The organism is Pseudomonas sp. 8_5_2 (assembly GCF_059295255.1).
Window position 1 is genome coordinate 3,282,655 of the sequence record NZ_CM181238.1, and the last position, 24,383, is coordinate 3,307,037.

The 24,383-nt window shown below is 63.6% G+C and carries 19 protein-coding genes; 7 read left to right on the top strand and 12 right to left on the bottom strand.

Annotated features, from left to right (window positions below):
* Positions 1 to 50: 50 nt before the first annotated feature.
* The 6 genes from mhpE to AC5O5R_RS15070 are packed head-to-tail and all read right to left on the bottom strand — an operon-like array spanning position 51 to position 6,305.
* Positions 51 to 1,061: a 4-hydroxy-2-oxovalerate aldolase gene (mhpE, locus tag AC5O5R_RS15045; RefSeq protein ID WP_172219649.1), complete on the bottom strand. Its 1,011-nt coding sequence runs from the start codon at positions 1,059 to 1,061 to the stop codon at positions 51 to 53.
* Entirely contained in the window at positions 1,058 to 1,990 is a 933-nt protein-coding gene (locus tag AC5O5R_RS15050; RefSeq protein WP_172219651.1) for an acetaldehyde dehydrogenase (acetylating), read from the bottom strand. Before AC5O5R_RS15050 ends, mhpE begins: the two co-directional genes overlap by 4 nt.
* Positions 1,991 to 2,001: 11 nt before the next feature.
* Complete coding sequence (gene mhpD / locus AC5O5R_RS15055; RefSeq protein ID WP_172285745.1) at positions 2,002 to 2,796, bottom strand: 2-keto-4-pentenoate hydratase; 795 nt, start codon at positions 2,794 to 2,796, stop codon at positions 2,002 to 2,004.
* A 14-nt stretch (positions 2,797 to 2,810) separates the two neighbouring features.
* Positions 2,811 to 3,674, bottom strand: a complete 864-nt coding sequence (locus AC5O5R_RS15060) for an alpha/beta fold hydrolase (protein ID WP_494511083.1) — start codon at positions 3,672 to 3,674, stop codon at positions 2,811 to 2,813.
* A gap of 17 nt (positions 3,675 to 3,691) precedes the next feature.
* The gene (gene mhpB, locus AC5O5R_RS15065; RefSeq protein WP_172219657.1) at positions 3,692 to 4,636 is read right to left on the bottom strand and encodes a 3-carboxyethylcatechol 2,3-dioxygenase; all 945 of its coding nucleotides are present in this window, start codon (positions 4,634 to 4,636) and stop codon (positions 3,692 to 3,694) included.
* A gap of 1 nt (position 4,637) precedes the next feature.
* Entirely contained in the window at positions 4,638 to 6,305 is a 1,668-nt protein-coding gene (locus tag AC5O5R_RS15070) for a bifunctional 3-(3-hydroxy-phenyl)propionate/3-hydroxycinnamic acid hydroxylase (RefSeq protein WP_172219659.1), read from the bottom strand.
* Positions 6,306 to 6,618: 313 nt separating this feature from the next.
* Between AC5O5R_RS15070 and AC5O5R_RS15075 the strand changes: the two genes are divergently transcribed.
* The 4 genes from AC5O5R_RS15075 to AC5O5R_RS15090 all read left to right on the top strand — a co-directional run bounded on the left by AC5O5R_RS15075 (position 6,619) and on the right by AC5O5R_RS15090 (position 13,440).
* Positions 6,619 to 7,434: a DNA-binding transcriptional regulator gene (locus tag AC5O5R_RS15075; protein ID WP_172219661.1), complete on the top strand. Its 816-nt coding sequence runs from the start codon at positions 6,619 to 6,621 to the stop codon at positions 7,432 to 7,434.
* Between the two features lie 35 nt (positions 7,435 to 7,469).
* Positions 7,470 to 9,536, top strand: coding sequence for a maltose alpha-D-glucosyltransferase (treS, locus tag AC5O5R_RS15080; protein ID WP_172219663.1), 2,067 nt, complete (start codon positions 7,470 to 7,472; stop codon positions 9,534 to 9,536).
* Positions 9,537 to 9,624: 88 nt separating this feature from the next.
* Positions 9,625 to 12,618: an autotransporter outer membrane beta-barrel domain-containing protein gene (locus AC5O5R_RS15085; RefSeq protein ID WP_172219673.1), complete on the top strand. Its 2,994-nt coding sequence runs from the start codon at positions 9,625 to 9,627 to the stop codon at positions 12,616 to 12,618.
* Positions 12,619 to 12,810: 192 nt separating this feature from the next.
* Complete coding sequence (locus AC5O5R_RS15090) at positions 12,811 to 13,440, top strand: riboflavin synthase subunit alpha (protein WP_494511087.1); 630 nt, start codon at positions 12,811 to 12,813, stop codon at positions 13,438 to 13,440.
* A gap of 54 nt (positions 13,441 to 13,494) precedes the next feature.
* On the opposite strand, the gene proP is transcribed toward AC5O5R_RS15090, so the two are convergent.
* The 6 genes from proP to glaH all read right to left on the bottom strand — a co-directional run bounded on the left by proP (position 13,495) and on the right by glaH (position 21,241).
* Positions 13,495 to 14,997: a glycine betaine/L-proline transporter ProP gene (gene proP, locus AC5O5R_RS15095; RefSeq protein WP_172232188.1), complete on the bottom strand. Its 1,503-nt coding sequence runs from the start codon at positions 14,995 to 14,997 to the stop codon at positions 13,495 to 13,497.
* 164 nt (positions 14,998 to 15,161) lie between these two features.
* Entirely contained in the window at positions 15,162 to 16,136 is a 975-nt protein-coding gene (gene hemB / locus AC5O5R_RS15100) for a porphobilinogen synthase (protein WP_172232191.1), read from the bottom strand.
* 235 nt (positions 16,137 to 16,371) lie between these two features.
* Positions 16,372 to 17,265 (bottom strand): PA4780 family RIO1-like protein kinase, encoded by an 894-nt coding sequence (locus tag AC5O5R_RS15105; RefSeq protein ID WP_172288344.1) that lies wholly within the window; start codon positions 17,263 to 17,265, stop codon positions 16,372 to 16,374.
* Positions 17,266 to 17,352: 87 nt separating this feature from the next.
* Positions 17,353 to 18,744 carry a GABA permease gene (gene gabP, locus AC5O5R_RS15110; protein ID WP_494514509.1) on the bottom strand — a complete coding sequence of 464 codons (1,392 nt, stop codon included), beginning with the start codon at positions 18,742 to 18,744 and terminating at the stop codon, positions 17,353 to 17,355.
* Between the two features lie 142 nt (positions 18,745 to 18,886).
* Complete coding sequence (gene lhgO, locus AC5O5R_RS15115) at positions 18,887 to 20,149, bottom strand: L-2-hydroxyglutarate oxidase (protein WP_172227589.1); 1,263 nt, start codon at positions 20,147 to 20,149, stop codon at positions 18,887 to 18,889.
* A gap of 114 nt (positions 20,150 to 20,263) precedes the next feature.
* A complete protein-coding gene (gene glaH, locus AC5O5R_RS15120) occupies positions 20,264 to 21,241 on the bottom strand; it encodes a glutarate dioxygenase GlaH (RefSeq protein ID WP_172227587.1) in 978 nt (325 codons plus the stop codon).
* Positions 21,242 to 21,435: 194 nt separating this feature from the next.
* Here glaH and csiR point away from each other — a divergent pair, with 194 nt between their 5' ends.
* The 3 genes from csiR (at position 21,436) to AC5O5R_RS15135 (ending at position 24,308) form a co-directional block, all read left to right on the top strand.
* Positions 21,436 to 22,131 carry a DNA-binding transcriptional regulator CsiR gene (gene csiR / locus AC5O5R_RS15125; RefSeq protein WP_172227585.1) on the top strand — a complete coding sequence of 232 codons (696 nt, stop codon included), beginning with the start codon at positions 21,436 to 21,438 and terminating at the stop codon, positions 22,129 to 22,131.
* A gap of 127 nt (positions 22,132 to 22,258) precedes the next feature.
* Positions 22,259 to 22,939, top strand: coding sequence for a response regulator transcription factor (locus tag AC5O5R_RS15130; RefSeq protein ID WP_172227583.1), 681 nt, complete (start codon positions 22,259 to 22,261; stop codon positions 22,937 to 22,939).
* A complete protein-coding gene (locus tag AC5O5R_RS15135) occupies positions 22,917 to 24,308 on the top strand; it encodes a sensor histidine kinase (protein ID WP_494514510.1) in 1,392 nt (463 codons plus the stop codon). Before AC5O5R_RS15130 ends, AC5O5R_RS15135 begins: the two co-directional genes overlap by 23 nt.
* Positions 24,309 to 24,383 lie beyond the last annotated feature (75 nt).

The window sequence follows — 24,383 nt, forward strand, 5'->3', positions numbered from 1 at the left end:
CTTGTAGTGGGTTGTTGCCAGGCGGGGGCACCGCGCCCCCGCCAGGTGCATCAGCGTTTGAGCAGGTCCAGCGCTACATCGACGATCATGTCTTCCTGACCGCCTACCATCCGCCGCTTGCCCAGCTCGACCAGGATATCCACCGCCTTGATGCCGTACCTGGCAGCGGCCACTTCGGCGTGGCGCAAGAAGCTCGAGTAGACCCCGGCATAGCCCAGGGCCAGGGTTTCCCGGTCCACCCGCACCGGCCGGTCCTGCAATGGGCGCACCAGGTCATCGGCGGCATCCATCAGCGCGTACAGGTCGGTACCGTGATTCCAGCCGAGCTTGTCGGCGGCGGCGATGAACACCTCCAGCGGTGCATTGCCGGCACCGGCCCCCATGCCGGCCAGGCTGGCGTCGATGCGGTCGCAGCCCTCTTCCACCGCGGCGATGGAGTTGGCCACGCCGAGGCTGAGGTTGTGGTGGGCATGGATACCGGTGTGGGTCGCAGGGTCGAGCACAGCCTTGACCGCGCGGAATCGCGCGCGGATGTCGTCCATGTTCATCGCCCCGCCCGAGTCCACCACGTAGATGCAGGTGGCGCCGTAGCTCTCCATCAGACGGGCCTGCCGGGCCAGGCCTTCAGGCGTCTGCATGTGGCTCATCATCAGGAAACCCACCGTGTCCATGCCCAGTTCACGGGCATACTCGATGTGCTGGCGCGAAACATCCGCCTCGGTGCAGTGGGTGGCCACGCGCACGATGCGCGCACCGGCGTCGTAGGCGTTTTTCAAGTCATGCAAGGTGCCAATCCCTGGCAGCAACAGCGTGGCGATCTTGGCGTGGTTGACCGCGTCGGCTGCTGCTTCGATCCATTCAAGGTCGGTGTGGGCACCGAAACCGTAGTTGAAGCTGGAACCCTGCAGGCCATCGCCATGGGCCACTTCGATCGAGTCGACCTTGGCCAAATCCAGCGCGCGGGCAATGGCGCGCACGTCGTCCAGCGAATACTGGTGGCGAATGGCATGCATGCCATCGCGCAGGGTCACGTCACTGATATAGAGTTGCTTGCCGTTCATGCCAGGGCTCCCATTGCCAGGGCCATGCGCTCGGCAGTGGCCAGCGCGGCGGAAGTCATGATGTCGAGGTTGCCGGCATAGGCCGGCAGGTAATGGGCAGCGCCTTCGACTTCGAGGAACACCGATGTCTTCAAGCCGCTGAATTGGCCATGGCCTGGAATATTCAGGTTTTCCACCTGCTCGAACTGCACCTGCTGCTTGAGCCGGTAACCCGGCACGTAGGCCTGCACGGCGGCGGCCATTTCCTCGATGCTTGCCGCCACCTGTTGCGGGTCGGCAGCTTCACTGAGCACGTATACGGTGTCACGCATCATCAGCGGCGGCTCTGCAGGGTTCATGATGATGATCGCCTTGCCCTTGGCCGCGCCGCCGATCACCTCGATGGCCTTGCTGGTGGTTTCGGTGAACTCGTCAATGTTGGCGCGGGTGCCAGGCCCGGCGGACTTCGACGCGATCGAGGCGACGATTTCGGCGTAGTGCACCTTGGCCACACGCGACACCGCCGCAACCATCGGGATGGTGGCCTGGCCACCGCAGGTGACCATGTTGACGTTGCGCGCCTGCAGGTGCTGCTCCAGGTTGACCACCGGCACGCAGTACGGGCCGATAGCCGCGGGGGTCAGGTCGATGACCCGCAGGTCCGCCTTGTGCTGGCGCAGGAAGGCGTCGTTGTTGACGTGGGCACCCGCACTGGTGGCGTCGAAGACGAAGTCGATCTCGCCAAACAGCGGCAACCGGGTCAGGCCCTCGACGCCTTCATGGGTCGTCGCCACGCCCATCCGGGCAGCCCGCGCCAGGCCGTCGGAGGCGGGGTCGATGCCGACCATCGCGGCGATCTCGATATGTTGGGCGTTGCGCAGGATCTTGATCATCAGGTCGGTACCGATATTGCCGGAACCAATGATGGCGGCTTTGCGTTTGTGGCTCATGGGGTACTCCGTCATTCGCCGCTGAAGGTCACGCCGACACGGCCAAGGCCGTCGATTTCGGCTTCGAAATGGTCGCCTGGGGCCACCGTCGCCATTGGCCCCAGGGCGCCGGTAAGGACAATGTCGCCAGCGCGCAGCGGCTCGCCCAGGCGGGCCATGGTGCGTGCCAGCCACACGGCGGCGTTGAGCGGGTGGCCAAGGCATTCTGCGCCGCTGCCACTGGAGGCCAGCTCGCCATTGCGCGTCATACGCATGGCCGCAGTGCGCAGGTCAAGGTCCAGCAGTTGACGCGCCGGGCCGCCAAGCACGAAGCAGCCGCTGGAAGCGTTGTCGGCGACGGTGTCGGCGAAGCGGATGTTCCATCCCTGGATGCGGCTGCCGACGATTTCCAACGCTGGCAGCACGTAGCCGGTAGCGGCGATCACATCGGCGAAGGTGGTTTCGGCACTGGGCAGGTCATGCGCCAGTACCAAGGCAATCTCGGCCTCGATCTTTGGCTGCATCACGCTGGCATAAGGCACGCATTCGTTGTCGCCGTAGCACATGTCGGCGAACAGGCTGCCGAAGTCGGGCTGGTCGACACCCAGCTGGGCTTGCACCTTGGGGTTGGTCAGGCCGATCTTGCGGCCAACCAGCCGCCGGCCTTCGGCCAAGGCATGGGCCACATTCAGGCGCTGGATACGGTAGGCGGCTTCGGCGTTTTCCGGGCCGATGGCATCACGCAGCGGCGCGATGGCTTCACCCTGCTGCTGTGCGCGGCGCAGGTCGGCGGCCAGGCGTTCGAGGGTTGGCGTGTCGATGGTCATGGGTGTACCTCAAATCAATGCTGGAGGAAGTCCAGTACCAGGCGGTTGAAGGTGTCGGCGTGCTCCCACTGGGCCCAATGGCCACAGTTGTTGAACACGTGCAGGGCCGAGTCGGGAATGCCGGCCAGCAGGCGCAGGCCGGCGTCCATCGGCACGAAACGGTCGTTGCGGCCCCAGACGATCAGGCTGCGGGCGCGGATCTCATGCAGGCGCGGGCCAAAGTCGGGGAACTGGCGCGGGTTGGCGGCCAGGCTGGCGACGAAATTGTCCAGGTGGTCGCGGCGGCTGAGCATGTTGTCCAGGCGGGTCTGGAACAGCTCTTCGGTAAGGTCGCTGGGGTCGTAGACGAAGACATTCATCATCTTCTTCAGGTTTTCGATGGTCGGTTCGCGGTACAGGCCGTTGAGCAGCTTGATACCCTCGGTGGGCATCGGCACGAACGGGCTGGCGCCGCCAGTACCGCCGCCCATCAACACGAGTTTGCCGACCCGCTCGGGGTGGTCGAGGGCAAAGGCCACGGCGCTGTGGCCACCCATCGAGTTACCAATGATGTGCACGCGCTCCAGGCCCAGCACATCCAGCAGGCCCTTGAGCGCGTTGGCGTTGAGGTTGGAGCGCGAACCGCTGCAGACGATCGGGTCGCTCTTGCTCCAGCCCGGGCAGTCCACCAGCAGCACACGGTAACCGGCGGCCAGCAGCGGTTCGAGGTTGCGGTTGAAGTTGGCCCAGCCGCTGGCACCTGGGCCAGAGCCGTGCAGCATGACCACGGTTTCGGCGCCTTGGCCCAGGTCGTTGTAGTGCAGTTGCAGGTCGAGCTCGCCTTCGCGGACACGGGCGAAGCGGCTGCTGCTGGCTTCGCTGAGGGGAATGCCGGTCATGGTGGTACCTCTGTTGATCAGGTCAGGAAATGGGCGCTGAGCGAAGCGAAACCGGCGATCCACTCCGGGATCGGCCGGTAGTAGCGGTCGCTGGCCTGGTAGGTGCCGTAGGCACCGAGTGCGGCAAACGCGGCCACCCAGGTTTTCACCTCGTGGGTCGATTTGCCGGCCAGTGCCGACAGTTCGGCGTTGGCCATGCCGTCAAGCTCGGCGTAACGGCGCTGTTGCAGCAGGTCAAGGAAGTGGTTGTCCCAACCCGGGTTCAGCGGGTGCAGGCTGTGCTGGTCCAGCACGAAGCCTTCGGCGGCGCTGATTACCCGCTGCTGGCGGGCCTGGCGTTCGCTGGCCGGCAGCTCGCGGCCACTGCCCAGCAGGCGCTCGGCCATGCGTGCATCGACCCGCGCCAGCTCCGGTACCGGTGGCTGGTGAGACAACCCGCCCGAACCGAGAAACAGCACGCGCTTGCCGGTACTGCGGGCAAAATGACCGATGGCTTCACCGAGCGCGCGGGCACGGGCGAAGCCTGGCAGCGGCACCGCCACACCATTGATGAACACCGGAATGACCGGCCTCGCGGCGAGGCTGCCGAGCAGCAGTTCCAGCGGCTGGGCGAAGCCATGGTCGACTTGCATGCGGTACGACACCGCAGCGTCCACCCCGGCTTCGAGGACGGCGTTGGCGCAGGCCTCGGCAACCTCGCGGGGCACATCCAGCGGGCCGGCGGCACTGTTGAAGTCGCCGATGGCAGTGGCGGCCATGCCGATGCAGAACGCCGGCATCACGTCATAGAAAAAACCGTTGTAGTGGTCTGGCGCAAACAGGAACACCAGCTCCGGGTCGAATGCTTCGATCCGTGCACGGGCAGCGGCAATCACCCCGTCCACCTCATCCAGCACCGCTTGTGCCGGGTCCACGTAGCCCACCAGCGGGGTATGCGACAGGCAATGCAGATACGCGCTCATCTCATGCCACCTTGCTTGCAAGCGGTGCCTGCACGGTGGCCTGAGGCCGGGCGTCGAGCGCCCGCAACAGGGCGTCGCTAACGTCGCCAATGGTCTGCGGGATGGCCACGCCAGCGACGAAACGGTCCGGGCGCAGCAAGGCGATGGACACCGGGTGGCGACCGAACCAGTCCTTGAGCCGACCACTGCAGTCACCCACGCGGACCACCCCGTCCGGCACTTCACGGCCAGCCTTGAGCTGCACCGGCGGCAGAACCTGTATGAAGCACGTGCCCAGTGCACGCCAGGCGGCCACCTGCTCGGCGCTCAGGCCCCATTGCGGGTCGTTGCCCCAGGCGATAAAGGCAAAGTTGCTGCCGATCACATCGTCCAGCAGGCAGGTCTCGCCCGCCTCGGTCAGCACCTTGGGCTGGATGAACATGCGCCCGACCGGCGATGTCTTGCTGCCCTGCTCTGCCACCAGCGCACCTTTGGCATACTGCGGCATGGGCTTGAAGCGCATTTCGAGGAAGTAGCGCTTGACCGCGGGCAGGTAGTTCAGCGCCCACGATACCCCATCGCGCAGCGTGCCCTGCCAGCGCTTCGGTGGCGCCAGCACGTGGCCGGCCAGCACCGACAGGTCGATCATCGCCTTGACATGGTCGCGGCGCTCCTGCTCGTAGGTATCGAGCAGCGCTTCGCCCGCCAGGCCCTTGGCGACCAGGGCGAGCTTCCAGCCCAGGTTGCTCGCGTCGCGCATGCCGCTGTTGTAACCCTGGCCCTGCCACACCGGCATGATGTGCGCCGCATCACCGGCCAGCAGCACCCGCCTGGCGCGAAACTGGCCAGCCAGGCGGGCGTTGTGGGTGTATACGCGCTTGCGGATCAGCTCGACGCGGTCCGGGTCAGGCAGCACCTTGGCCAGCAGCTTGCGCAGGTTTTCCGGCTTGCCCAGCTCGGCTTCCGTCTCGCCGGGCATCACCATGAACTCGAAACGCCGTACACCGTGGGGCAGCGCCGCCGATACATATGGGCGCACCGGATCGCAGCACAGGTACACATTTGGCGTGCCCAGGGGGTCGTTGGCGATGTCGATAACGATCCATTGGTTAGGGGCGGTCTTGCCCTCGAAGGAAATGTCCAGCGTGCGGCGGATCAGGCTGTTGCCGCCATCACAGGCCACCAGGTAACGGGCACGCACGCTTTCCTGGCGGCCTCCGGGGCCATTCATGCGCAGGCTCACGCCGTGCTCGTCCTGCTGGAACTCGACCACATCCCGCGAGAACAACGTGTGTACGTTGGCAAAGCGCGCCAGGCCCTGGTACAGCACGGCATCGACCTGCGGCTGGATGAACGCATTGCGCCGCGACCAGCCGAACTCGTCGGTCATCGGCTGGATGTCGGCAAAGCAGCGGCCCTTGGGCGTCAGGAAGCGCATCGCATGCCACGGGGTGGTGTGCGGCAGCACTTGCTCGACCAGGCCGATGGCCTGCACGGTACGCAGCGACTCGTCGTCGATGCCGATGGCCCGCGGGTAATCGATCAACTGGTCGAGCTTCTCGATCTGCAGCACTTGCACGCCGGCCTGGCCCAGGTAATTGGCAATCGCCAGCCCGACCGGGCCTGCGCCGATGACTACCACGTCAGCGGTGTAATCGGCCTGAATATGATCTGCTTGTAGCGTGTTCATTGTTGTAATCCTCGACACGGCCCGACGGCGTCCCCGGAAACCCCAGGCAAGCCGCTACCGTTCTCGCGCAGGCAGGCGCAAGGCAGTGAATGGGCGTTTTGGCTGGTTCGGGCTTAAGGCAGCGTCGCTACGCTTGGTGTGAATGAAGCGCGGGCAATGGATAAGGACGGCAGGCAGGCGTGGCACATGGTGTTTTCCCCTGTCAGGGCATTTGTAGTTGTTGGTGGCGAGTATAGGAACGGCGCCGTTTGCCCTACAATGAAAAACCGCCCGCTCGTGCACTTGGTGCACATCATTGTTTTTAAAGGCTTTTATGAATAAAGACCGCGATTCCGATTACAAGACAGTGCGCGGGTTGAGCCGCGGCCTGGCCTTGCTCAACGCGCTCAATCGCCTGGACGGCGGCGCTAGTCCCACCCGCCTGGCCGAGCTCACCGGCCTGCACCGCACCACCGTGCGACGTTTGCTGGAAACCCTGCAGGATGAAGGTTACGTGCGGCGCAGCGAGTCGGACGACAGCTTTCGCCTGGCCCTGAAAGTGCGCGAGTTGAGCGAAGGCTTTCGCGATGAACAGTGGATCAGCGCCAAGGCGGCGCCGCTGCTTGCCGAGTTGTTGCAAGAGGTGGTGTGGCCGACCGACATCAGCACCCTGGACGTCGATGCCATGGTCGTGCGCGAAACCACGCACCGCTTCAGTCGACTGTCCTTTCACCGGTCGATGGTCGGGCGCCGCCTGCCATTGCTGGAGACAGCCACCGGGCTGGCGTACCTGGCCTTTTGCGCAGACGCCGAGCGTGAGCAGATCATTGCCCTGCTGGCCAGTCGCGAAGGGCCTGAGTACCGGCTGGCGCGTGACCCGGTAGCGCTCGACAACCTGCTGCGCAAGGTGCGACACCGCGGCTATGCGGAGAACTTCATGGCCTGGAACCAGGAAGAGAAGATTGCTTCGATTGCGGTGCCATTACACACGGGCGATCGACTGCTGGGGTGCTTGAACCTGGTGTATGTGGCCAAGGCGATGAGTATCGAGCAGGCGGCTGCGAAATACCTGCCGGCCTTGCAGCGGTTTGCCGGGCGGATTGACCAGTTGTTAAGTACGCAGAACGATCCGCCCGCCACGCCGTCATAACCTGAGCCGGTGCCGACACGCAAAGAGGACGCGAAATGACCCAGCCCGACCCGTCATACGTCAAATGGCTCGAAGACCGCGCCATGCTCAAGGCTTCCCAGGAGCGCGCCAGCCTGTATTCGGGCCAGTCGCGCCTGTGGCAGCAGCCCTACGCCGAAGCCCAGCCGCGCCGTGCGACCGAGATCGCCTCGGTGTGGCTGACGGTTTACCCCGACGCCATCATCGCGCCCGAGGGCGGTTCGGTGCTCGGCGCCCTGGCTCACGAAGCATTGTGGAAGCGCCTGTCGGAGATTGGCATCCAGGGCCTGCACACCGGGCCGATCAAGCGCTCCGGCGGCATCCGTGGCCGCGAGCTCACCCCCAGCATCGACGGCAACTTCGACCGCATCAGCTTCGACATCGACCCACTGTATGGCAGCGAGCAGGAGCTGGTGCAGATGAGCCGCATGGCCGCCGCGCACAATGCCGTGACCATCGACGACCTGATCCCCTCGCACACCGGCAAGGGCGCCGACTTCCGCCTGGCCGAAATGGCCTACGGGCCTTATCCAGGGCTGTATCACATGGTCGAGATCCGCGAGGAAGACTGGCCACTGCTGCCCGAGGTGCCTACCGGCCGCGACTCGGTCAACCTGCTTCCGGCGCAGTGCGACGAGCTTAAAGCTCGCCATTACATCGTCGGCCAGTTGCAACGGGTGATCTTCTTCGAGCCTGGCGTCAAGGAAACCGACTGGAGCGCCACACCGCCAATCGTGGGCGTCGATGGCAAGACCCGGCGCTGGGTGTACCTGCATTACTTCAAGGACGGCCAGCCGTCGCTGAACTGGCTGGACCCGACCTTCGCCGCTCAGCAGATGATCATCGGCGACGCCCTGCACGCCCTGGACTGCCTGGGCGCCCGCGGCCTGCGCCTGGATGCCAACGGTTTTCTCGGCGTGGAAACACGTGCCAGCGGCACTGCCTGGTCGGAAAGCCACCCGCTGTCGATCGTCGGCAACCAGCTGATCGGCGGCATGATCCGCAAGGCCGGCGGCTTCAGCTTTCAGGAACTGAACCTGACCCTGGACGACATCGCGCAGATGTCGAAGGGCGGTGCTGACCTGTCCTACGACTTCATCACCCGCCCGGCCTACCAGCATGCGCTGTTGACCGGTGACACCGAGTTCCTGCGCCTGATGCTGAAGGAAATGCACGCGTTCGGCATCGACCCGGCCTCGCTGATCCATGCCCTGCAGAACCACGACGAACTGACCGTGGAACTGGTGCATTTCTGGACCCTGCATGCCCACGACATGTACCTGTACAAAGGCCAGACCTTGCCCGGCGCCATTCTGCGCGAACACATTCGCGAAGAGATCTACGAGCGGCTGTCGGGCGAGCATGCCCCGTACAACCTGCGCTTCGTCACCAATGGCATTGCCTGCACCACCGCCAGCCTGATTGCCGCAGCGCTGGGTATCCGCGACCTGGCACAGATAGATGCGGCCGACATCGAGCTGATCCAGAAAGTGCACCTGCTGCTGGTCATGTACAACGCCATGCAGCCAGGCGTGGTGGCGCTGTCCGGCTGGGACCTGGTCGGTGCCCTGCCCTTGCCTGCCGAAGCGGTTGCCGAGCGTATGACCGATGGCGATACCCGCTGGATTCACCGCGGCGCCTATGACCTGGCCGGGCTTGACCCGCAGGCGCAAATGTCGGTGCGCGGCATGCCTCGCGCACGGGCGCTGTACGGCAGCCTCGACAGCCAGCTGGAACAGGGCGACTCGTTTGCCTGCAAGGTGAAGAAGCTGCTGGCCGTGCGCCAGGCCTATGGCATTGCCACCAGCCGCCAGGTGCTGGTACCCGAGGTCAGCAGCCCGGGGTTACTGGTGATGGTGCACGAGCTGCCGGCCGGACGCGGGATCCAGATCAGTGCGCTGAACTTTAGCCAGGACGTGATTGCCGAGGAGCTTCTGTTGACCGGTTTCACGCCGGGGACGGTGGTTGACATGATCAATGAAACAGTCGAGGGAGACTTGACCGAGGACGGGCGATTGATGGTCAGCCTGGACCCGTATGAGGCGCTATGCTTGCGCATCGTCAACAGCAGCGGTCATGTCTGATCGAAATGAAAACGCCTTTCCTGTCAATCAAATCGTAATATCGCAAAGCCATATTGGGCGCCCCTGAACGACAACCCATGGTCGCCCAATGCATTTCACGCCCAACCGCCTGGCCCTGTGCGTCGCCCTGGCCTGCGCCGCCTTCGCCCCTGTTGCCTTGGCCAAGGCCTACCAGATCGACAGCGCCACCACCGATACGCTGGAGCTGAAGAAGGCCGACACCTTGCAGGTAACCGCCAACGGCAGCATCGTTGCCGGCAATGACGACGGCGTGGTCCTGCCCAAGCACACCAGCGGTGCCACGCTGACCCTCGACAACGCCGGCATCATCCGCTCTACCGATGGCCGCGGTATCGACACCAAGGACCACGGCGAAGATCTCAGCCATTACCAGATCACCAACCGGACCGGGGCGCTGATCCAGGGCACCAACGATGGCCTGCGCTTCCAGACCAACCCCACCGCCGGTGGCAGCCTGAGCGTTATCAACGCCGGCACTATCGCGTCCACCGTCGAGGGCCAGGCCATCGACCTGGAAACCTTGAACAACCCGGCCTTCACGACCACCCTGGTGAATGAAACCACGGGGATGATTCATGCCGTGGGCAACGATGCGATCAAGACCGGCTCCAATGCCACAGTGACCAACTATGGGCTGATCTACACCGACACCGCGCCGCAGGACAAGAACGGCCAGGACCAGAAATGGGACGGCATCAAGATCGGCAACTCCACCGGTGTGACTGTCTACAACCACGGCACCATCAGCGCCGACCGCCATGGCGTCGACCTGAAGACCGATGCCACCCTCTACAACTACGAAGGCGCCAGCGTTACCGGGCGCAACGGCTCGGGCTTCGGTTCGGACGGCAGCGGCACGGTGTACAACTGGGGCACCATCACCGGCGCCATCGCCGATGGCAAGATCAATGGTGACGGTGACGGCGTCGATATCGACAACATCGGCCATGTGTACAACGCCGGCACCATTCAGGGTCTGGGGGCGAAGGGCGTCGACAGTGGTGGCCGGCCGAACGGCAGCGAAGGCATTGCCATGGGTGGAGGCAGCATCGTCAACACGGCGACCGGGGTGATTCGCAGTGTCGACAACGGCATCCTCGTCGATGACGGCGCCGAGGGTGCCGGGGTGGCCGCCACCACCCTCGCTAACGCCGGGCGCATCGAAGGCGAAAGCGGTTTTGGTATCAAGCTGATCGGCGAGTACGACGACAGCGTGACCAACAGCGGCACCATTAGCGGCGGCAACGGCCTGGCGTTGAGCCTGGGTGCCGGCAACGACAGCCTGACGGTGCTGACCGGCGGCGTATTCCACGGCCTGGTCGATGGCGGCGAGGGTATCGATGAGCTGACCCTGAACGGCACTGGCAGCTTCGGCAACAGCGCCAACTTCGAGACCCTCAGGGTCAGCGGTGGCAGCTGGACCCTGAGCAGCGTCGACGACTTCAGCCAGGGCGGCGTGGTGACCTCCGGCGCCACCTTGGTCAACCAGGGCAGCATCCTCGGCGAGTTGCTGATCGAGCAAGGCGCCACCTATGCCGGTGGTGGCTCGGTCGGTGGGCTGCAAGTGGACGGCACCCTGTTGACCAACACCGGCATGGGTGTCGCCGCGGTCGCGGGTGACCTGAGCTTCGGCCAGGGGTCGAGCCTGGTGTACGGCGTCAACGCCGATGGCAGCAGCGCGCCAATCAGCGTCAGTGGCACGGCCAACCTCGATGGGGCGACCCTGCGCGTGCAGCCAAGCGCCGGTGAATACCCGTGGCACAGCCACTACACCGTACTGACTGCCGGTGCGGTGAACGGCACCTTTGCCCAGGTCAGCAGCGACTATGCCTTCCTCACCCCGACCCTGAGCTACAGCAGCACTGCAGTGGGCCTGGACTACAGCCGCAACGACGTGGCTTTCGAGCACTACGCACAGTCTGGCAACGCTGCTGGCGCCGCGCGCAGCCTGGCCAGCCTCGGACAGAACAGCAACCTGTACAACGCCGTGCTCGGCACCACCACGGCCGGGGCTGGCAATGCCATCGAGCAGCTTTCGGCCAGCAACACCGCCAACCTGGCGGCAGCCACCCTGGCCAGCACGGCGCAGGTCGGCAGCAGCATGTTGGGGGCCGTGCGCGCGATGGGCAGCAGTAGCAGCCTGCTGGTGGGCCTGAGCGACGGCGACCGCCCTGCCCTGGCTGCCACCGGCGTGCCGCGCGAGGCACGTAATCTGAACGATCCGACCGCCCAGGGGCGGGTGTGGGGGCAGGCACTGGGCAGCTACGGCAAGGTCGATGGCAGCCATGGTGCCAGTGCGCTGGTACAACGCACCGGCGGCGCTGTGCTGGGGATCGACTGGGCGCTGGCTGGCGACTGGCGCCTGGGCCTGCTAGGTGGTTATTCGCGTACCCGCCTGGACAGCACCGGCCTGGATGGCACCGTGCGCAGCTGGCACGCCGGCGTCTACGCCCAGCGCCAAAGCGGCCCGCTGGCGCTGCGCCTGGGCGCCGCGTACAGCAGCCACGACGGTGACAGCAAGCGCGACGTGGCGTTCGTCGGCTTCAACGAGCGCCTCAAGGGTGACTACGATGCCGACAGCCAGCAAGCCTTCGTCGAACTGGGCTATGCCATGGGCAGCGGCCGCCTGGGTGCCGAGCCGTTCGCCAACCTTGGCTACCAGCGCTACCACCGCGACAGCTATCGCGAGCAAGGCGGTGACGCGGCGCTGGCAGTGGACGCCGATACCCAGGACAACCTCAGCAGCACCTTCGGCGTGCGCCTGGCGCACCTGGCGCACCTGGCGCAGCTGGACAACGGCATGAGCGTGACGCCCCGGGCGACCCTGGGCTGGCGTCACACCTACGGCAGCATCGATACCCGTACGCGGCAGGCGTTCATCGCCGGGGGCGATGCGTTCAGTGTCGAAGGCAGCGCCATTGATCGGGACAGCTTGCTGGTCGAGGCAGGGCTGGACCTGGGGCTGAGTGCGCGGCAGAGCATTGGCCTGGGGTACAGCGGTGAACTGGGCAGCAACAGCCGCAACCATGCGGTGGTTGGGCAGTGGCAGGTGAAGTTCTAGTACTCGCTGCCTGGGCTGGCCTCTTCGCGGCTAAAGCCGCTCCTAAATCGGACTGCCCAGGTTTCAAGTCCTGTGAGAAATACCTGTGGGAGCGGATTTACCCGCGAAGATGCCCGTACAGGCAACTTGCATTTACAGCTCCACGGGCATAGCTTCCTGATGTTTTCCATATCCGTGCCCAGGAGCAACTCCATGTACACCGGCATCGTCCAGGCCGTCCGCCCGCTGCTTGATGTGACCCGCTACCCGGGCCACAACCAGTTCACCATCGACCTCACACCCGAACTGCTCGACGAGCTGAAGATCGGCGCCAGCGTCAGTGTCGAAGGTACCTGCCTGTCGGTTACCCAAATCGATGGCACGCAGGTCAGGTTCGACGCCATGAACGCCACCCTCGAGCGCACCAACCTGCGCTGTTTGAAGGCCGGCCAGGGCGTCAACATTGAACGTTCGGCGAAGATGAACGCCGAAGTCGGCGGCCACCTGATGGCAGGCCACATCGCTACCACCGCCGAAATTGTCGAACTGTCGATCAAGGAAACCGGCGCTTTCATCACGTTTCGCATGCCACCGGAATGGGGAAAATATGTGTTCCCGCGCGGCTTCATCGGGGTCAACGGTTGCAGCCTGACCGTCGCCGATGTCGACGACAATGTGGTCACCATCAACCTGATCCCGGAAACCCTGCGCCAGACCACGTTCGCCAGCTACAAGGCCGGCGAGCTGCTGAATATCGAGGTCGATCACCAGACCATGGTGCTGGTCGACGTGGTGGAACGCACCATCAAGGGCACCTTGGCCCGCGAAAAACTCCAGCCCTGAGTCCCCACGGGCCATGCCCCGCGCACTTGCACGCGGGGCTGCATGCCGCGCTGATCAGTCGATGCGCGGGTGCTGCTGCACCAGCAGCTTGCGCTTGGCCTCCAGCTCGGCAATCTGCTCGTCGATGTCTTCGATCTTCTGCTCGATGTTGTCGTGGTGCTCCTGCAGCAGCTCGCGCGCTTCCTCGATGTCCGATGCCGCCGGCGCCGCGCCGCGCAGCGGCTTGTTGGCGGTTTCCTTCATGGTCAGGCCGGTGACCAGGCCAATCACGGCGATCACCATCAGGTAGTACGCCGGCATGTACAGGTCGCCGCTGCTCTCCACCAGCCAGGCCGCCAGGGTCGGGGTAAGGCCGGCGATCAGTACCGAAATGTTGAAGGCGCTGGCCAGGGCGCTGTAGCGGATGTGCGTAGGGAACATCGCCGGCAAGGTCGACGCCATCACGCCAATGAAGAAGTTCAGCAGCACCGCGATGATCAGCAAGCCCGAGAAGATCAGTCCAAGCGCGCCGCTGTTGATCAGCATGAAGGCCGGAATGGCCAAAGCAAACAGCCCCACGCTGCCCACCACGATGAACGGGCGACGGCCAAACTTGTCGCTCATCAGTCCGATGATGGGCTGTACGAACAGCATGCCGACCATGATCGCGATGATGATCAGTACGCCATGGTCTTCGCTGTAATGCAGGTTGTGCGACAGGTAGCTGGGCATGTAGGTGAGCAGCATGTAGTAGGTGACGTTGGTGGCGATCACCACGCCGATGCAGGTCACCAGGCTGCGCCAGTGCTGGGTGGCCACCTCCTTGAACGATACCTTGGGGCCTGAAGCCAGGCCTTCGCGGTCGCCTTGCTCGAGTTTTTCCACGTGCTGCTGGAACGCTGGCGTTTCTTCCAGCGCATGGCGCAGGTAGAGGCCGATCAGGCCCAGCGGCAAGGCCAGGAAGAACGGCAGGCGCCAGCCCCATTCAAGGAACTTTTCTTCGCCAAGGATGGTGGAGATCATCACGACTACCCCGGCGCCCAGCACAAAGCCGGCGATCGAGCCGAAGTCCAGCCAACTGCCGAGAAACCCGCGCTTGCGGTCCGGGGCGTACTCGGCGACGAAGATCGACGCGCCGGTGTACTCGCCCCCCACTGAAAAGCCCTGGGCCATCTTGGCCAGCAGCAGCAGGATCGGCGCCCAGATGCCAATGCTGGCGTAAGACGGTATCAGGCCGATCGCGAACGTGCTGAGCGACATGATGACGATGGTGGCAGCGAGGATTTTCTGCCGCCCGAAGCGGTCACCCAAGGCGCCGAAGAACAGCCCGCCCAGCGGCCGGATCAGGAACGGCACCGAGAACGTGGCCAGCGCCGCGATCATTTGCACGCTGGGGTCGGCGTTGGGGAAGAACACCTTGCCCAACGCATAGGCGACGAAGCCGTAGACGCCGAAGTCGAACCACTCCATCGCATTGCCCAGTGCAGCTGCGGTGATCGCCTTACGCATCTTGGCGTCGTCGACGATGGTGATGTCCTTCAGCCTGATTGGCTGGACGCTTTTCTTGCGAGATTTCATGCCTGTATCCCTGTCGATGAATGCTCTATGGGATCAGATACAACGGGACACTAAATAATTCAGCGCTTACTGATTTTTTGTGCGGGGACCTGGCGGCACATCGACACCGCCATAAAAAAAGCCGCTGCAATTGCAGCGGCCTTTGTATTGCCGGTGTCCTGGCTTCAGATGCCTTCGCGGGCCAGGTCCATGGCGAAGTAGGTCAGGATCAGGTCGGCACCGGCACGCTTGATCGCACCAATGCTTTCCCGCACCACCCGGCCTTCATCGATGGCGCCGGCCAGGCCGCCGAACTTGATCATCGCGTACTCGCCACTGACCTGGTAAGCCGCCAGCGGCAGGCGCGAAGCGGCGCGGATGTCGGCGATCACGTCCAGATAGGCACCGGCCGGCTTGACCATCAGCACGTCCGCCCCTTCCTGCTCGTCGAGCAGCGATTCACGCACCGCTTCGCGGCGGTTCATCGGGTTCATCTGGTAGCTCTTGCGGTCGCCCTTCAGCGCGGTGCCACCTGCTTCACGGAACGGGCCATACAGCGAGGAGGCAAACTTGGTGGAGTACGCCATGATCGCCGTGTCGTGGAAGCCTGCGCCGTCCAGCGCGCTGCGGATAGCCTGCACCTGCCCGTCCATCGCGGCCGAGGGGGCGATGAAGTCGGCACCGGCCGCAGCGGCGATGACCGCCTGCTTGCCCAGGTTGGCCAAGGTGGCGTCGTTGTCCACACCGTGCTCGTGCAGCACGCCGCAGTGGCCGTGGCTGGTGTATTCGCAGAAGCAGGTGTCGGACATCACCAGCATTTCCGGCACGGTGTCCTTGATGGTGCGCGCCATGCGCGCCACCAGGCCGTTTTCGTTCCAGGTGTCGCTGCCAGTGGCGTCCAGGTTGTGCGACACGCCAAAGGTCATCACCGACTTGATGCCGGCACGGGCGTAGCGCTCGATTTCCTGGGCCAGCAGTTTTTCCGGGATACGGTTGACCCCCGGCATGCTGGTGATCGGCACGAAGTCATCGATGCCTTCTTCGACGAAGATCGGCAGGATCAGGTCTTCAAGGCGAAACTCGGTTTCCTGGAAGATCGTGCGCAGGGACTCGTTCTGGCGAAGGCGGCGCGGACGAACGGACGGGAATTGGTTGGACATGACAGCTCCAGGGAATTTGAACGGCGTATACCTTATGCCTGTCTTGAGCCCGTGAAAAGGCTAAATGACGAGATATTGTCTTGCGTCAAAAGCATGAGTGTCGTGGGTGGGTGATTGCCTGCGATGGCCTCTTCGCGGGTAAACCCGCTCCCACAGGTGCTGCACATGTCTCGAGGGGATGTGCAGTCCCTGTGGGAGCGGGTTTACCCGCGAAGAGGCCAGCCCAGGTGACACATCACTGCAACCAGGGCGGCGTCGGCTCTTCTGCCTTGGCCGGCCCATGCTCGGCTTCGGCCCGCGCCGCACGGCGGCGGGCGTCATCCAGCCGGGCCGCGTCGATCTCGCGCATGACCCCGTCCACGTCGGCATCATGCTCATCGTCTGCAAACTCGCCTGTCAGCAGGCTGTCCGGCAGCAGCTTGCCGGCCTCGAACAGCGCCCACATTTCCTGCGCATAGCGGGTGGTTTTCAATTCCGGGGCAAAGCGCCCGAAATAGTGGGCCATATTGTCCACATCGCGCTGCAGCATGCTGAAGGCATGGTTGTTGGCCGCTGCATCCACCGCCTGCGGCAGGTCGATGATCACCGGCCCGTCGGGGCCCAGCAACACGTTGAACTCGGACAGGTCGCCATGCACCAGCCCGGCGCACAGCATCAGCACGATCTGGCGAATGACGAAAGCATGGAACTCACGCGCCTCTTCGGCCTCCAGGTGCACATCGTTCAGGCGTGGGGCCGCATCGCCATCGGCATCGGTTACCAGCTCCATCAACAACACGCCGTCCTGGAAATCGTAGGGCTTGGGCACCCTCACACCGGCGCCGGCCAGACGGAACAGCGCCGCCACTTCGGCGTTCTGCCAGGCATCTTCGGCCTCTTTACGACCATACTTGGTGCTTTTGGCCATGGCCCGGGCCTGACGGCTGTTGCGCACCTTGCGGCCTTCCTGGTATTCGGCGGCCTGGCGGAAACTGCGCTTGTTGGCTTCTTTGTAAACCTTGGCGCAGCGCACCTGGGTGCCGCAACGCACCACATACACAGCGGCTTCCTTGCCACTCATCAACGGTCGCAGTACTTCGTCGACCAGGCCGTCCTCGATCAGGGGCTCTATTCTTTTGGGTGTCTTCATCAGGCTGGGTTCGGGGTCCTGGCTGTAATGGCGGACATCCTCTCACAGCCGGATGCGACTTGCTCGTCTGTCTTCAACCAAGGCGCATCACGCGCCCTGCCCCACGCCGCCAACAGCCAGCGCACGCGCCCGACGGCGGGTGACCAGCAGCCCCGAACACACCACCAACACCGCCAGTACCATGGTCGACACCACTTCCAGACGATGGTCGGGGCGCAGCAGCATCAGCACCAGCACGCCACTGATGAACAGGATTACCGCCCAGGTCAGCCACGGGAACAGCCACATGCGATAGCTCAGCGTCTTGCCCTGGGCGGTCAGGCGCTTGCGCAGGCGCAGCTGGGAAATGGCAATGACCAGATAGACCAGCAGGGCAATGGCGCCGGAGCTGGCCATCAGGAAGCCGAACACCTTGGCCGGGACCAGGTAATTGGCGATCACCGCCAGGAACGCGGCGCCCGTGGACAGCAGCACCGCAACCACTGGCGTGCCGCTGCGGCTGGTGACCTGGGCACAGGCCGGGGCGTCACCGCGGCGGCTCAATGAGTAGACCATGCGCGAGGCGGTGTACAACGACGAGTTGAGGCAGCTGGTGACCGAGGTCAGCACCACGAAGTCGATGATGGCCTTGGCATTTGGCACGCCGAGGGTGTCCAGCACCGCGAAGTAGGAGCCCTCACCTGCCAGGCGCGGGTCGGTCCAGGGGACCAGGGCAATGACGATGAAGATCGACAGGACATAGAACAGGGTGATCCGCCAGATCACCGAGTTGGTGGCCTTGGAAATATGCTTGCCTGCTTCGTTGGACTCGGCCGCAGCAATGGTCACCACCTCGGCGCCGAGGAACGAGAACATGGTAATCAGCATGGCGCTGAGCACAGCACCGAAGCCGTTGGGCATGAAGCCACCCTGTTCCCACAGGCGCGAAACACCACTGACGCCGGAACCTGGCAGCAGGCCGAAAATGGCGCACACGCCAAGCGCGATGAAGGCGACGATGGCCACCACTTTCACCAGCGCCAGCCAGAACTCGAACTCGCCGTAGTTCTTCACGCTGAACAGGTTGGTGGCAGTCAGCAGCAAGGTGATCACCAGCGACAACACCCAGATCTCGAACTGCGGCACCCAGGAGTTGATGATGGTGGCCGCGATACTGGCTTCGATGGGGATGATCAGCACCCAGAACCACCAGTACAGCCAACCGATGGTGTAGCCGGCCCATTTGCCGATGGCGAGGTCGGCATAGGTGGAGAACGAACCGGTGTCCGGCGACGCAACCGCCATTTCCGCGAGCATGCGCATCACCAGGACCACCAGGCCCCCGGCCAGGATATAGGCCAGAATGGTTGCCGGCCCAGCTTCGGCAATCGCGCGGCCGGAGCCGACAAACAGGCCGGCACCGATCACGCCAGCGATGGACAGCATGGTGACATGCCGTGATTTCAATCCATGACTCAAGTTGTTCTTGTGGGTTTGCATGGCGCTACCTTGTTATTTTTGTCATGCCCGCGAAGGGGCCGCCGGCTGCACGGGACCGACGCAGGCGCGAAAAAGCCCGCCCTGCCCTAAATGGTGAGTAGGGCAGTTCGGGTTGAGTAAAACGAAACCGCAGAACGGTGTATCAGCTGGCAGCCCGCTGGCTGGCGGCCAGGTCTGCCTTGGGTGTGTTGCCGCCTTGCAGGCTGACTTGCTCGCGCACCTTGTCGACGATGTAGGCGCCAATCGGAATGGCCGAAGTGGCAGCCGGCGACGGTGCGTTGCACACGTTGACGCTGCGCGCAGTGTTGACGAACAGGAAGTCATCGATCAGCTTGCCGTCACGCGACACCGCCTGGGCACGCACCCCGGCAGGATATGGCGTGAGGTCGGCCTTGGTGATGCCAGGGCAGTACTTCTGCACCTGCTTGAGGTACCCGCCCTTGAACAGCGAGTTCTTCATCTCGATCATCCCCGGGCGGAAGTTTTTCGCCAGGACCTTGAGGATGCCGGGGGTAGTCAGGGTCTGGAACAGGTCGCCGGGGCTGACGTCGGTCTTGCGATAGCCCTCACGTTTCATCGCCAGCACGGCGTTGGGGCCGACGGTGACGGTGCCGTCGATCATGCGCGTCAGGTGCACGCCCAGGAACGGCATCGACGGGTCAGGAATCGGGTAGATCAGGTGGTTGACGATCTGGTTGTGCTGCTTGGGCAGCAGGTAGTACTCGCCGCGGAACGGGCAGATCACGAACTCGGTGCGCAGGCCCAGCATGCTCACCACGCGGTCGGCCATCAGGCCCGAGCAGGTCACCAGGAAGCGGCTACGCAGTTCATCGCCGGGCTTGGCGCCCTGAGTGTGCACGATCACTTCGCTGGCCAGCTCCTTCAGCCCCACCACTTCCGCGCCATAGCGAATTTCGCCGCCTGCACGCTGGAATTCAACGCCCATGGCAGCGGTCACTTCGGCGTAATTGACGATGCCGCTGGAGGGCACGAAGATGCCGCCCATGCCCACGATATTGGGCTCGCGCTCGCGCAACTCGGCCGACGACAACCAGTAGCGCTCCAGGCCATTGGCCTCGGTACGCTCCCACAGCGCCTTCATGCGCTGCATTTCCAGGTCGTTGGTGGCCACCAGCAGCTTGCCGCACTCATCGAAGCGAATACCGTGCTGGGTGCAGAAGGCCTTGGTGGCCTTGTTGCCTTCAAGGCAGAAGCGCGCCTTGAGGCTACCGGGGGTGTAATACACGCCGGCGTGGATCACGCCGCTGTTGTGCCCGGTCTGGTGACGGGCCGGGCCGCTCTCTTTCTCCAGCAGCACGATCTTCGCGTCCGGGTAGAGCTTGATCAAGTGCATGGCCGTGGACATGCCCACGATGCCGCCACCGATAATAATGAAGTCGTACACAGCCTTACCTCACACGCAGGCATTGCCTGGTTGCCGGCCAGGGCCCGCGCGGGCCCTGGCTGCATCATTGTTGTGCAAAAACGCGCAGGCAGGCGCCCGCCCCGCGCCCTGTCATCATTGCCCGCGCTGGTACAGCGGTTTGGGGAAGGCGACGTATCCACGCTGGCGCATCAGTTCGCGGCGCAGGCCATCGTGCGGGGTGAAGCGGTCGCGCCCATGCAGCCAGAACAGGTTGTTGATCAGCAGGAAGCTGCCCACCCCCACCGGTACCGACACCTTCTTGTCGCTGCCTTCCAGCGATTCGGACAAGGCGTTCAGCCAGATCCCTTCCTCGTAGTTTTCCGGCTGCACGAACTGGTCAATGTAGCGCATGGTCGGGCGGCCTTCGCCATCGGTGTCGAATACCGAATGGAACACATCCTCAGCCACTTTCTTGCTCGGTGGCGCGGTCCAGCGCATTTCACGGCGGGCCATCGGGTGGCGGAAGAATTCCTCGCACTGCTCCCAGTCGTCCAGGTGCAGCAGCAGCGAGTTGCCGCCTTCCATGTTTCTTTCGTCGATCTTCAGCATCAACACATAGTCGGTGATCTGGTTCACGAAGGTGCCGTCGTTGTGCAGCTCCATGACCCGGTGTGGCTGGCGCAGGTAGCTGTCGGAATCGTCGCTGTTGACCACCACGAAGCGCGCGTAGAACTGGCCGCTCATGGCGTCGTAGTTGGAGCGGCCGATCAGGTGTGCACACGCAGTGGTGAACTTGACCATGTCCTCGGCCTGGCTTACGTCATCCAGGCCCAGTGGGGTAATCAGCATGCCGCCAGTGGCGCGGTCGAGGATGGTGTTCAGCAATACCGGGCGCAAAGTGCCGTGGCACAGCTCGTCGAGGATTTCGCCCAGCCGAAAACGCAGAAACGACTTGTACTCCAGCGCCTGGACCGGCCATTGCGCGGCTGCCTGCACGAACGCTTCCACGGTTTCCCTGGCAAAGGTCAGTTCAAGCAGGCGCGGCGACTGTTTCGAAGGCGCCAGAGTGTAACCACGCGGTTCGAGCGGGAGCGGCATGACAAGTTCTTCGATTTGCGTAAAAGCGTTCATGGCAGGGTCCTGGCAAAAAGGTGGAAGGCGCCGTCCGGTGGTGACCTGGATCAGTGCGGGCAAAGCAAAAATATCGCCATTCACTGAAAATGTCTACATTTTTATAATTCGACTACGTTATTTGAGATTGTCCATTGTTTTTCGCCAGCCATCGGTTTCGGTATGATCGGCAAAACGTTTTGAGGAACAGGATCTTGGAAGCGCTCGCCCCACGACAAAACTCAGCATTCAGCGGGTATGAGAGGCTCAAGAAGGACATCATCCGTGGCGTGTTCAAGCCAGGCGAAAAGCTGTTGATGAGCGCCCTAAAGGACCGCTACGACCTCGGCGTGGGCCCCCTGCGCGAGGCGCTGTCGCAACTGGTGGCCGAACACCTGGTCAACGCGATCAGCCAGAAAGGCTACCGCGTGGCGCCCATGTCGCTGGACGAGATGAACGACATCTACGATGCCCGCGCCAATCTGGAGGCCATGATCATCGCCCTGGCCATCGAACGCGGTGACGATGCCTGGGAGGCGTCGGTGCTGGCCCACTCGCATACCTTGGCCAAGGTGGTGGAAGTGAAAACCCGCGAACAGCGCCTGGATGTGTGGGACGAACGGCACAAGGCGTTTCACACTGCCATTGCCTCGGGTTGCGGCTCCAAGCACCTGCTGCAGGCACGTACTTACCTGTTTGACCAGGCGGAGCGCTATCGCCATCTGTGGCTGACGCAGACGGTGTTCTCCGAACAGGCGCTGGAGCTCAAGCGCCAGGAGCATGCCGCGCTGGTGGAGGTGCTCCTGGCCCGCGATGCCAAGCGCGCCAGCGCGATGATGCGCTCGCACCTGATGACCCCGGTGCCGATCATTGCGCAGATCATGCATGCCGAAGGGATTGGCGCACGCTGAACTGCTTGCTCATGCCTGGCCGGCGACAGGGCCGGTGCAGGCTAATGTGCCAGATGAATTTTTCTTAAATCGGCGGTTGTCTATTCTTTGGCACAATCCAGTCTCTATTAGATGCCCGGGAACCAGCATGCCTCGCGTACTGACCATCGAAGACGACGCCGTCACCGGCCAGGAAATCGTCGCCGAACTCTCCAGCCACGGCCTTGAGGTGGATTGGGCCGACAATGGCCGTGAAGGCCTGGCCAAGGCCATTGCCGGCGGCTACGACCTGATCACCCTGGACCGCATGCTGCCCGAGGTCGATGGGCTGACCATCGTCACCACCCTGCGCAGCCTCAAGATCACCACGCCGATCCTGATGATCAGCGCCCTCTCGGATGTCGACGAGCGGGTGCGTGGCCTGCGTGCCGGCGGTGACGACTACCTGACCAAGCCGTTTGCCTCCGACGAGATGGCGGCGCGGGTGGAGGTCTTGCTGCGCCGCAACAGCGTGCCCATGACCCAGACCCGCCTGCAGGTCGCCGACCTGCAACTGGACCTGATCAGCCACGAAGCAAGGCGCGGCGAGCAAGCCCTGAACCTGCTGCCCACCGAGTACAAGCTGCTGGAATACCTGATGCGTCACAGCGGTCAGGTCATCACGCGGATGATGATTTTCGAAGAGGTGTGGGGCTACCACTTCGACCCGGGCACCAATCTGATCGATGTGCATATCGGCCGCCTGCGCAAGAAAATCGACTCGCCCGGCCAGTCGCCGCTGATCCGTACGGTACGGGGCTCGGGCTATGCCATTGCTGAACCCGTCTAAAGGCTGGAGCTCCTCGACCAGCCGCCTGCTGGCGCTGTACAGCTTTCTGTTCGTGGCCTGGAGCAGCATCCTCATGGGGGTGCTGTACTTCGAGGTGTCCAGCTATCTGAACAAGCTCACCCGTCATTCGATGCTGCAGCGCCATCACCTGTTCGCGCACATGAGCGGCAAACAGCTGGACGACGCGCTTATCGCCAGCCAGGCCTTCGAAGAACGCAGCTTCGACGCCTACGGCCTGTTTGACGCCCAGCTCAACCCGCTTGGCGGCAGCGTGCGCGCCGTGCCCCCGGAGCTGCGGCTGGACGGCAAGATCCATGAACTCAAGCGCTGCCTGGATGCCGATGACCCGCGCATGCCTCGCGACAGCTGCGATGCAGTGGCAATCAGGATCCAGGATGGCCGCTGGCTGGTACTGTTCCGTGATAACGGCTCATTGTTCGTGGTCACCCGGATCATTCTCGATGCTCTGCTGTGGGGCATTTCCCTGACGCTCATCCCGGGCTTCGCCGGCTGGTACCTGTTGCGCCGCCGGCCGCTCAAGCGCATACGCGCCATTCAGGCCCAGGCCGAGCTGATCGTCGCCGGCGACCTCACCCACCGCCTGCCGCTGTCGGCCCGGCGCGACGAGCTGGACATGCTGGCTGCCATCGTCAACGCCATGCTCGACCGTATCGAACGGCTGATGCACGAGGTGAAGGGCGTGTGTGACAACATTGCCCACGACCTGCGCACCCCGCTGACCCGCCTGCGCGCCCAGCTGTACCGCATTCGCCAGCAGAGTGACGCTGATTCCATGCAGGCCGAGGCGCTGGACCAGGCTATCGGTGAGACCGACACCCTGATGGCACGTTTTCGTGGGCTGTTGCGCATCAGCGAGCTGGAAGACCGTCAACGACGGGCCGGTTTTGTCCAGCTCGATCCGCATGAGCTACTGGTAGAACTGCACGATTTTTACCTGCCGTTGGCCGAAGATGGCGGCATCCATCTGGTATTGCACCAACCTGCTCAGCTACCGGCACTGCACGGTGACCGTGAACTGCTGTTTGAAGCACTTGCCAACCTGGTGGGCAACGCCATCAAGTTCACGCCCGAAGGCGGGCAGGTGCAGGTAACCGCCACGCATGACGAGAACGGCGTGCATGTAGCGATCGAGGACAGTGGGCCGGGTATCCCGGAAGAAGAACGAACCGCGGTGTTAAAGCGCTTCTATCGCAGCGATGAAGGCCACCGCCATGCCGGGTTCGGGCTGGGGTTATCGATCGTTGCGGCGATCGTCGACTTGCATGGGTTCGGGTTGGAGATTGGCGAGAGCCCGTTGGGTGGAGCGAAGCTGGTATTACATTGTCCACTGGCCGGGCTAGCCAAATAACCATTGGGGCTGCTTTGCAGCCCAATCGCCGGCAAGCCAGCTCCCACAGGTACAGCGCAGGCCTCAAAGGCGATG

Bases quoted from the DNA above. Each gene is read 5' to 3' on its own strand.
- mhpE (WP_172219649.1), bottom strand. From the start codon at position 1,061: ATGAACGGCAAGCAACTCTATATCAGTGACGTGACCCTGCGCGATGGC.
- AC5O5R_RS15050 (WP_172219651.1), bottom strand. From the start codon at position 1,990: ATGAGCCACAAACGCAAAGCCGCCATCATTGGTTCCGGCAATATCGGT.
- mhpD (WP_172285745.1), bottom strand. From the start codon at position 2,796: ATGACCATCGACACGCCAACCCTCGAACGCCTGGCCGCCGACCTGCGC.
- AC5O5R_RS15060 (WP_494511083.1), bottom strand. From the start codon at position 3,674: ATGACCGGCATTCCCCTCAGCGAAGCCAGCAGCAGCCGCTTCGCCCGT.
- mhpB (WP_172219657.1), bottom strand. From the start codon at position 4,636: ATGAGCGCGTATCTGCATTGCCTGTCGCATACCCCGCTGGTGGGCTAC.
- AC5O5R_RS15070 (WP_172219659.1), bottom strand. From the start codon at position 6,305: ATGAACACGCTACAAGCAGATCATATTCAGGCCGATTACACCGCTGAC.
- AC5O5R_RS15075 (WP_172219661.1), top strand. From the start codon at position 6,619: ATGAATAAAGACCGCGATTCCGATTACAAGACAGTGCGCGGGTTGAGC.
- treS (WP_172219663.1), top strand. From the start codon at position 7,470: ATGACCCAGCCCGACCCGTCATACGTCAAATGGCTCGAAGACCGCGCC.
- AC5O5R_RS15085 (WP_172219673.1), top strand. From the start codon at position 9,625: ATGCATTTCACGCCCAACCGCCTGGCCCTGTGCGTCGCCCTGGCCTGC.
- AC5O5R_RS15090 (WP_494511087.1), top strand. From the start codon at position 12,811: ATGTACACCGGCATCGTCCAGGCCGTCCGCCCGCTGCTTGATGTGACC.
- proP (WP_172232188.1), bottom strand. From the start codon at position 14,997: ATGAAATCTCGCAAGAAAAGCGTCCAGCCAATCAGGCTGAAGGACATC.
- hemB (WP_172232191.1), bottom strand. From the start codon at position 16,136: ATGTCCAACCAATTCCCGTCCGTTCGTCCGCGCCGCCTTCGCCAGAAC.
- AC5O5R_RS15105 (WP_172288344.1), bottom strand. From the start codon at position 17,265: ATGAAGACACCCAAAAGAATAGAGCCCCTGATCGAGGACGGCCTGGTC.
- gabP (WP_494514509.1), bottom strand. From the start codon at position 18,744: ATGCAAACCCACAAGAACAACTTGAGTCATGGATTGAAATCACGGCAT.
- glaH (WP_172227587.1), bottom strand. From the start codon at position 21,241: ATGAACGCTTTTACGCAAATCGAAGAACTTGTCATGCCGCTCCCGCTC.
- AC5O5R_RS15130 (WP_172227583.1), top strand. From the start codon at position 22,259: ATGCCTCGCGTACTGACCATCGAAGACGACGCCGTCACCGGCCAGGAA.
- AC5O5R_RS15135 (WP_494514510.1), top strand. From the start codon at position 22,917: ATGCCATTGCTGAACCCGTCTAAAGGCTGGAGCTCCTCGACCAGCCGC.